The 8328-nt window shown below is 28.4% G+C and carries 6 protein-coding genes; all 6 read right to left on the bottom strand.

The features are described 5' to 3' along the window. The coding region (locus AJ884_RS03700) for a bacteriophage T4 gp5 trimerisation domain-containing protein (RefSeq protein ID WP_407918706.1) at window positions 1-320 on the bottom strand (320 nt) is incomplete at its 3' end. 67 nt (window positions 321-387) lie between these two features. Further along, complete coding sequence (locus AJ884_RS10020) at window positions 388-2724, bottom strand: hypothetical protein (RefSeq protein ID WP_250535474.1); 2337 nt, start codon at window positions 2722-2724, stop codon at window positions 388-390. After that, window positions 2724-3440 carry a lysozyme inhibitor LprI family protein gene (locus tag AJ884_RS10090; protein ID WP_250535473.1) on the bottom strand — a complete coding sequence of 239 codons (717 nt, stop codon included), beginning with the start codon at window positions 3438-3440 and terminating at the stop codon, window positions 2724-2726. The genes AJ884_RS10020 and AJ884_RS10090 overlap by 1 nt, the downstream gene beginning before the upstream one ends. Before the next feature lie 89 nt (window positions 3441-3529). Next, complete coding sequence (locus AJ884_RS03680; protein ID WP_070232946.1) at window positions 3530-4273, bottom strand: lysozyme inhibitor LprI family protein; 744 nt, start codon at window positions 4271-4273, stop codon at window positions 3530-3532. Between the two features lie 1322 nt (window positions 4274-5595). Beyond that, on the bottom strand, window positions 5596-7587 hold the full coding sequence (locus AJ884_RS03660) for a DUF6402 family protein (protein ID WP_070232948.1): 1992 nt from the start codon (window positions 7585-7587) through the stop codon (window positions 5596-5598). Further along, the coding region (locus AJ884_RS03655; RefSeq protein WP_070274975.1) for a bacteriophage T4 gp5 trimerisation domain-containing protein at window positions 7587-8328 on the bottom strand (742 nt) is incomplete at its 5' end. The genes AJ884_RS03660 and AJ884_RS03655, both read right to left, overlap by 1 nt.

The raw sequence follows: 8328 nt of genomic DNA, 5'->3' as shown, positions 1-8328 counted from the left end.
GTATTTTGATTAGCACCTATTTCTATATCTTTGTTTTCTCCTACATATTCATGAGAGTTTTTAGCCACTCTTACTTTATTATCTACTCCTACATTTAAGGTATTGCTTAATCCTACTATGGTATCTTTAGATAAGCCTACATTAGTTAAGTATTCTCCTCCTATATTGACATTTTTAGCTAAGTCTATGATTTGAGTATGAATCTTTTTAATCCTTTCATTATAAATTCCATCCACTATAGAATCTTTATCATTTAAGATTCTTTGAGTGAAATTATGCTGGACTAATTCATCATAATCCTTTTGGGCTTTTAAATAAATTTGTTCTTTATCTTTTATATTTGAGAGGGTAAGTTCAATGGCTTTTTTGCATAATTTAAATCTTTAGTCATTTTAACACTAAATGCGTTATTCCTTGTGTTGTTTTAAAAGCAGGTTTATTAAAATAAGCAAATAAGATTAATTGATATTTTTCATTTATATTATAAAGTATATTCCTATCATTTTGTGAAAGCATAGAAGTATTAAAGGCTATATCATTTCCTTGAAGATTTTCTAAAATCTTAATTTTAGATTGATTGCATTCTAATTCCTCTTCTTTTTTTACACAATATGCCCATTTAATTGTCTCATCGAAGAAAAATTTCTCCTCATTATTTAAGCAGGCTCTAATAAAAATAGTTTCATTGTAAGGGATTTTATCAGTAGTATTTTGCTGTTCTTTGTCTTTATAAGCTTGCATACCTGTGATATATAAATTCTTTCTTGAATTTTTGATTTGTTTTTCATATCCATTTATCTCGGCATCTAAATAAAGATTTTCTCCAAAATCTTGCATGCTTACTTTATTTGTAAAAGTATAGCTTCCACCTTTCTTATCTGCAGAACTTAAAGAGACTATTGCTACATTTCCAATTTTGTGCATTTGACTTGTGCTAAAGCCTTCTAAGGTTTTTGTAGCTATAATACATTTTGTAGCTCTTTTAAAAAAAGAAGAGTTTTCATCTAAAATTAAATCAATCTTAAAACTACTCTTATAAATGCCTTCTTGATACTCTAATTTTAAACTTTCATAAATCCTTCTATTCTCACAATTATGAAGAAATATTTTAGTGATGGTTTCATAATTGTTTCCATTTTTATCTAAAATCTTAAGATTATTAAGTGTTAATTCAAAATTTCCCCCTCTATGTAATAAAATCTCTTCGCTACTATATCTTTCTAGTTTTAAATAGATTTTTAGCATCTTTGAAGCTTTATCTTGTAAAATTTTAAATTGATTTTCTTTAGCAAAACTGTATAATTCTATAGCATTTTCTTCATTGCTAGTAAGAGCAACTTTTAAAATCCCATCGTTTTTATTAATAAAATATGATATATTGTTTTTTACTGTTTTAAAGTATATTTCATTTTCTTTTTTTAAAATAAGTTCTTCTTGGGTGCTACAAGAAAAAGCTTGTGGATTAATTGCTTGTTGTTCTTCTTGTGTTGGATCATATTTTAAATACATTAGCTCACATTGATCTTCTATCAATTTAGTGCAATCTATTTTTGCTTTTGCTCCTATAAGTAGGGTAATAAAAGTATTTTTAGGTTGTTTTATTTGTATAATAGATGGAGTAGGATTTGGATAGAGGATAAGAATATTATGGGGTGTATTTGCTTCTAGTTTTTCAAACTTTTGTCTTAAAGTTTTATTAAGCAAGGTAACATTATCCAATTTATTAGCACCTAAATTCTCACAATAATTAGCAATACAATAAATATTATCTAAGCTAAAATTTTTTTGAGTGAGGGTGTTTAGGTAATCTAAATGAGGCTTAAGGGTTGCAACAATATCATTTATGGGCTTTTTGGTAAGTTGTGAAATTGGTTTAAGTTTTTGAATTTTTTTTAAATCGATAATATAATCTTGATAAGGTATAAAATCTAAATCGTTTTCATACCAAAGTGCTAAATTATATAGTGTATCTTGTTTATGAACTTGTTTGGAGCTTGTTCTATTTGTATTGATTTTATGTATTCTATATTTAATTATTTCCCTTTTGATATTTAAGTAAGAAAACACATCAAAAATAAGACTTATTTTATTAATATTTGGATTAGATAGATAAATATCGGCTTCATCGCAAGCCCTAATAAGAAATGGAATAAAGTTTTTTGGGTTAGTTTTGTATCGTATTAAAAACCACAATAGGAATCTCGAATTTTTGATAATAGAATCTCGAATATTATCTTTGATATTATTAAATCTGCCATGATAATGTAAAGAAACCAAGGAAGCTTTTTCTTGACTATATTCCAACAAGTTATCGCCAATATATTGTGATATATACTTTTTATATGAATCAAAGGTTCTTTCCAAAATTTCTTGGGCTTGTTCTTGCGTAAGCGAAAAATTAAACACTTTATTTTGTAAATAACCTTTTGCTATCTTTGGGTCTGTAAAACCTGCCTTATTGGCTCTATATTTCTCTATAATTTCATAAAAAGTTAATTCTTCATCTCCTATTTTAAGTTTTTTAGAATCATCTGGTAAATACCCTTCTAAAAGTAACTTTGGATTATTTCCTGTCTTTAAATCAAGTCCATATCCAATAGTTACATTGCCTGCAATATGTATAGCATTTTCTTGTTTATAATTTGAATTTTCAAAAGCAATAAGAAGCTTTGCACATTCTTTTTTATAATCATTTTCATTTAATTTTTTAACATCATAAAGCATTATTGCATTTCCTTTTTATAGATATCTCCCCACTCAAATATCGTTTGGTTGCCACACATTGTGCTACAAAAATAATCGGGTGAATTAAATACTTTCTCATCTCTTATAAATACAATACCCTGTTGATTTTTCCTAATATAAATTTTACAATTTGCAAAATCCTTATCATCATTTAAAGCTATAGCTTCTTGTTGAGATTTTATCTGTAATTTCAAAGTTATATCGCATTCGTGCATATCATTAAATTCACTTTTATTTAGGATAGCCTCATATCTAGCTTCACAAATATTAAACTTATCACACTTTTTTATTGTAAAGCTCCCCATATAAAGATTTTCTTGTAATGTATAAGTCCCAAGCCACACATTGCCCGTGTGTGCTGTGTAATTTTGCAATTCTCCAACTCTATTTTGCAAAAGCTCTTTTACACATTCTTTAGATTTGCATTGATTTAGGGTTTGAAGCCATAATCGTTGCGATGTTAAAAGCTTATTTTGCTCATTTTTGTTTAGATTCTGTCTTAGTTCTTTATATGTCTTTGCCATATATCTATCAAGTTTTTGCAACTCCCCACTTTCATCATTACAAATCATCTTTTCAACCTTACTTTTTGCTTTAGCACAATCAAAGCTAGGTTTAGCTTCTTCTGGAGATTGAGCATTAGCACTAATGCTTAACATTAAACACAGTCCTAAAACTATTAAAAACTTTTGCATAAGAACTCCTCCTTTAAATAGAAATTAATTTTATTTATTTGTAAGCTTTTAAATTCCTCATAGCTTAAATTTGTTGTCTTAATTGGCATTTAGTTTCCTAATAATTTATTAAGTTTTTTATCTTTTGTAAAAGCTTGATAGAGCTTCTCATAGTATATTTTATATTTTTCTACCGCTTCATCAAATAAATCTGCATTTGCTTCATTAATCCGAACATCTACAAGAAAGTAATTCCACTGCATAATATTGTAAGCCATAAAATCTATAACAATGCTTTGAGTAGTGTTTTCAAAAAAATTGTTAAATAGATTATAATTGGATAAAAACCCTACGTTCATATCGTAGGTTCCATTAGAGTTTTCAATTGGGACAACAAAATCTTTCACTCTTTCATTAAAGCCCCATCTTTCTCTATTAACTCCACTATCTATCATTTTAAAAGCTAAAGTAGCAATCGCTTCTAAATAAATTTGTTTTATGCAATAATTAGACTGACGGTCTTCTTGTTTTTTTGTCTCAAATGGTGCAACAAAATAGCATTGAAATATATTTCTATTACTCATAACAGAGTGATTAAAATATTTCAGTTTTTCTCTTGTTTTTTGCCCCTCTTTTGTATCTTTAGGGATACTCTTTAGTATTGAAAAATAGAGTTTAGAATACAATCTATCAAGTTTTTGTAACTCCCCACTTTTATCATTACAAATCATCTTTTCTACTTTTGTACTTGCTTTAGCACAATCAAAACTAGGTTTGGCTTCTTTTGGGGATTGTGCATTAGCACTAATGGCTAACATTAAACACAATCCTAAAACTATTAAAAACTTTTGCATAAGAACTCCTTTAATTTACTCTGTATTTTTTGTCGCTTCAAACATAATAACTACTCCTCTAGCACAATATCTAAAAATATAGAGCTATATAAAAAGAAATCTAAGCCAAGATTGAAGTGTTTGGGTATCATAATTTGTTTGAAAAAATATTAACATCCATGCAATAGCAACGCACAGGCTACTATGAATACAAAGAGAGAAAATACTCATTGGGATAATCCATAATGAAAATTCGTTTAGAGCTAGATTTGAATGTGATTGCATAAAAAATTTTCTTAAAAAATATACCAAAGGTAAAGAAATACCACAGATATACATTATTAATAACTCCCATTCACAAGTAATGCAGATAATCAAAAATAATAAATAATATGAAAAAAGCCAAGCAATCCAAAAACTTTTTGAACATACAAACCCACAAAAGCTTTGAAATCTTATCAAAAATACTATACATACATAAGATATACCACCAAGAATCAATACAGGCAATGTAAAGACATATGCTAAAAACCCAAATCCATCAGTCATTATCTCGCCTCACTTTTTACTATAATCCTCAATAGATTCTTTGTATCCAAATTATTTGGAATCTTAATATTTTTAAAACCTTTGCTTGCAACTATAAAATCACAACCAAGATTGAAATGTTTCTGTGTTTGTTGGATTTGTATTTGTTGGTAGTCGTGGTTTTGATATATAAGTTTTTGCATTATGGTTTGTCCTTGCCTATCATAGATAAGATTCTATATAGAATCTTAGTAAAAAATGACTTATGATTTTTATAGAGGATATAGCTAAGGAGTAGTGCAATTATACTGGGAAAAACCACAACAAGAACATAAAAAGTTATAGTGCGAATCGCCTCATTTCTCTCATCGATTTTAAGATAATATCTATCACACCATGAGCTGATATAATATCCAATAGCATACATCATTACAAAAGAAAGGATAAGTAGTCCAATCCCAATAAAAAATGAAACGATATATCTGCCTAGTCTCTTTGTAAATGAAATCTTTTGCATATCAAAATAAGTATAGATAATAGCATAGAGTATAAAGGTAAGATGTATAATTTGCAAGATAATGGGGATTAAAAACATTTGAAAAATTTCAAAAAGGCTGATAATAGTTGTATCGACAAATATTACCCACATAGCTAAGTATAACAACACTGAAGCTCCAATATGTAGAGTAAGATTCACATATTGAGGCTTATATTTATACAATAAAAGCGTCAGACAATAAAGGGGTAGAAAATAGTATGCAATAAGACTAAGCCCATATATAAAAGGCTCATAATCACCACCAGCAAAAAACATCTTACTTCCCCACTATAAAAGCAGTATCTTGCATTTGCGTATGACTAAAATCCATATCCAAAAATGTAGAGCTATATAAAAAGAAATCTAAGCCTAGATTAAAATACTGTTTTGTTTTTAGAAAGTCTGAATTATATAAGGGAAATAAGAATGATTTTGGTGAGGTATATTTAAAATGAAATTTTGTATTTCGGTATTGCATTATCGAATTATATAAATCAAATCCTACCTTCTCATAATCCCATGCCCCAATAGGCTGATCGCTACCATTATTATTAAAATTCACAGTATCAATGATAAAAGCACGCACCTTTTTGCACGCAGCATATAAAGAATGGTAATTATAGAATCTTGTAACTCTCGTGATTTGTATAAGGCTTGGTATATATAAGATATTAAAAGCCCCTGCGATAGAGTATAGAGCAAAATTCTGCTTGTATTTTGGGTTAGAGTGGAATTTATCTAAAACTTCTTTTTCATGTTGTATGGAGTTTTGCAATGAAAATGCATCAAATTTACTTAAGCCTAAATGCGGTAAAAACACATCATTTTTTATATCAAACCTTTGAAAATATAAACTATTATCGATAATATCTGATGGTTTTTGTAAGTCTTTTATAGCTTTATGAGTTTCTGGGAGTGTTTCCTCTTTTTTATATAGCTTAAAGACTTCTGCATTCTTCGTCTTATTCTCTTTCATTGCTTGGATATTGAGTGCCATTGTATATTCTTGTGTGTTTTTAATGTTTTTTATATCTAGTAAAGCATCATTAAGAAAATCTTCGAATTGTTTTTGAAAATCAGATTCTTCTCCAAAAAGCTTTTTGAGATTCATATACTCGCCCTTTAGCTCTTGCATTATAGGAAACTTCATATAAAAACTATCCCAATCTAATTCCGCATAAAATCTTGCTTTATCTCTTGATTTTGTGTTGTCAGTCTTTAATTGTTGCATCTCTACTCTAGGCAATATCTCCTTTACTATTGTTTTCATTGTTTCATTAGGGATAGTATCTATAAAATCTTGTGAAGTAGAGCTTCTAAAGGTTAAATCTTTTAATTCTTTAGCATCACTTGGATTATCATGCCATAATCTTTGACAGATATAGCTTACCCCCCAACCAAGCCTTGAGATTTCATCTTTGTTTGTATGTGCCCTTAGTGTTTCTGCTAGAGTGCAATCAATGGTAATTTGTGGATAATCATTAATTCTTATAAGATAAGAGGCATTATAATTGGGTGTTTCTTTATAAGCAAAGACTAATAGTGTTTTTTGCTCTTGTGTGTCTTTAGGGTTTGGTAGTTGCAAACTAAGATGTTTTCCACAATAAGCTTTGTTGTTTTCTAAATGTCTATAAATGATAGAAGAAGATAATAGGGCTTTATCTTCTTCTTTTTCAATATAAAAACAATCTTTTAAAATTTCTTCATCAAATAAAGAACTTTCCTTTTTGTCATTAGTTAATTGGTTTTTGTTTAACTTATCTAAGGTGTTTTTATCCTGAATAAAAACATAACCCCATTTAATTTGCTCTTCTTTGATTTTTGCATCCTCATAAATAGCTTCAAATTCTACTATATCACCAAAAGTATAGAAATTACGCACTATTTTTTCATTATTTTCTAAGGTAAATTCTTTGGATTTTAGCCTAATAGAGTTTATAGAGCCTTTATCTGCCTTTCTTTCAAATTTTATTTCACACCAATGCCCATACTCATAACTTCTTAATAAAAATCTATGATTATAGATGGGTTTGTTTTTATAAATACTAGATTGGTTTAAAATTAATTCAAAGCTTTGTGCTTCTTTACTAAAAATTTCACTAGCATTTAAATGAGCTTCCCCCATTCTATTGGTTGTAAAAATAGTCTTGATTTCATTTTTATTGCCCTGTGCTATTTCATAAAGCTTAAATTCTTGATTATGCAGAAGAATATTATTAGAACTTAAAAGCCTAATATTTAAACTATTTTTTTGATTAAGTGCTTCCATTACTCTGCCCTAATCTCTCCACCTTTGACCACAAGCCCATTAGAATCTATCACTACTTCAACTCCACCTGCTTTAATAATCACATAATCTCCCTTAGTAACAATTTGAGTATCGCCTACTTGGTGGAGGATTTGATTGCCTGCTTTTACTTCATAATCTGTTTTTGTTTGCGATAATGAATTATCAGATACAAAGGTATTATTTTTATCTGTTTCAAAGCCCATTGAAGCATTGGTGGTGATTAGTAGATTATTTTTGCTTCTTATAGAAGTCTCTTTTTCTGTTTGGATTTTTAATGTTTCTTTTATATTAATATCATAATGCCCCTCAACCACTTCCTTTTTATTTCCCTTCACATTTCTTGTCTCATCCTTATGTATGATGGTATTTTGATTAGCACCTATTTCTATATCTTTGTTTTCTCCTACATATTCATGAGAGTTTTTAGCCACTCTTACTTTATTATCTACTCCTACATTTAAGGTATTGCTTAATCCTACTATGGTATCTTTAGATAAGCCTACATTAGTTAAGTATTCTCCTCCTATATTGACATTTTTAGCTAAGTCTATGATTTGAGTATGAATCTTTTTAATCCTTTCATTATAAATTCCATCCACTATAGAATCTTTATCATTTAAGATTCTTTGAGTGAAATTATGCTGGACTAATTCATCATAATCCTTTTGGGCTTTTAAATAAATTTGTTCTTTATCTTTTATATTTGAGAGGGTAAGTTCA

The organism is Campylobacter sp. BCW_6463, assembly GCF_001762785.1.
Taxonomy (GTDB): domain Bacteria; phylum Campylobacterota; class Campylobacteria; order Campylobacterales; family Campylobacteraceae; genus Campylobacter_D; species Campylobacter_D jejuni.
The sequence above is the reverse complement of the archived record's forward strand: the minus strand, read 5'-3'. Positions and strand labels throughout refer to the sequence as shown.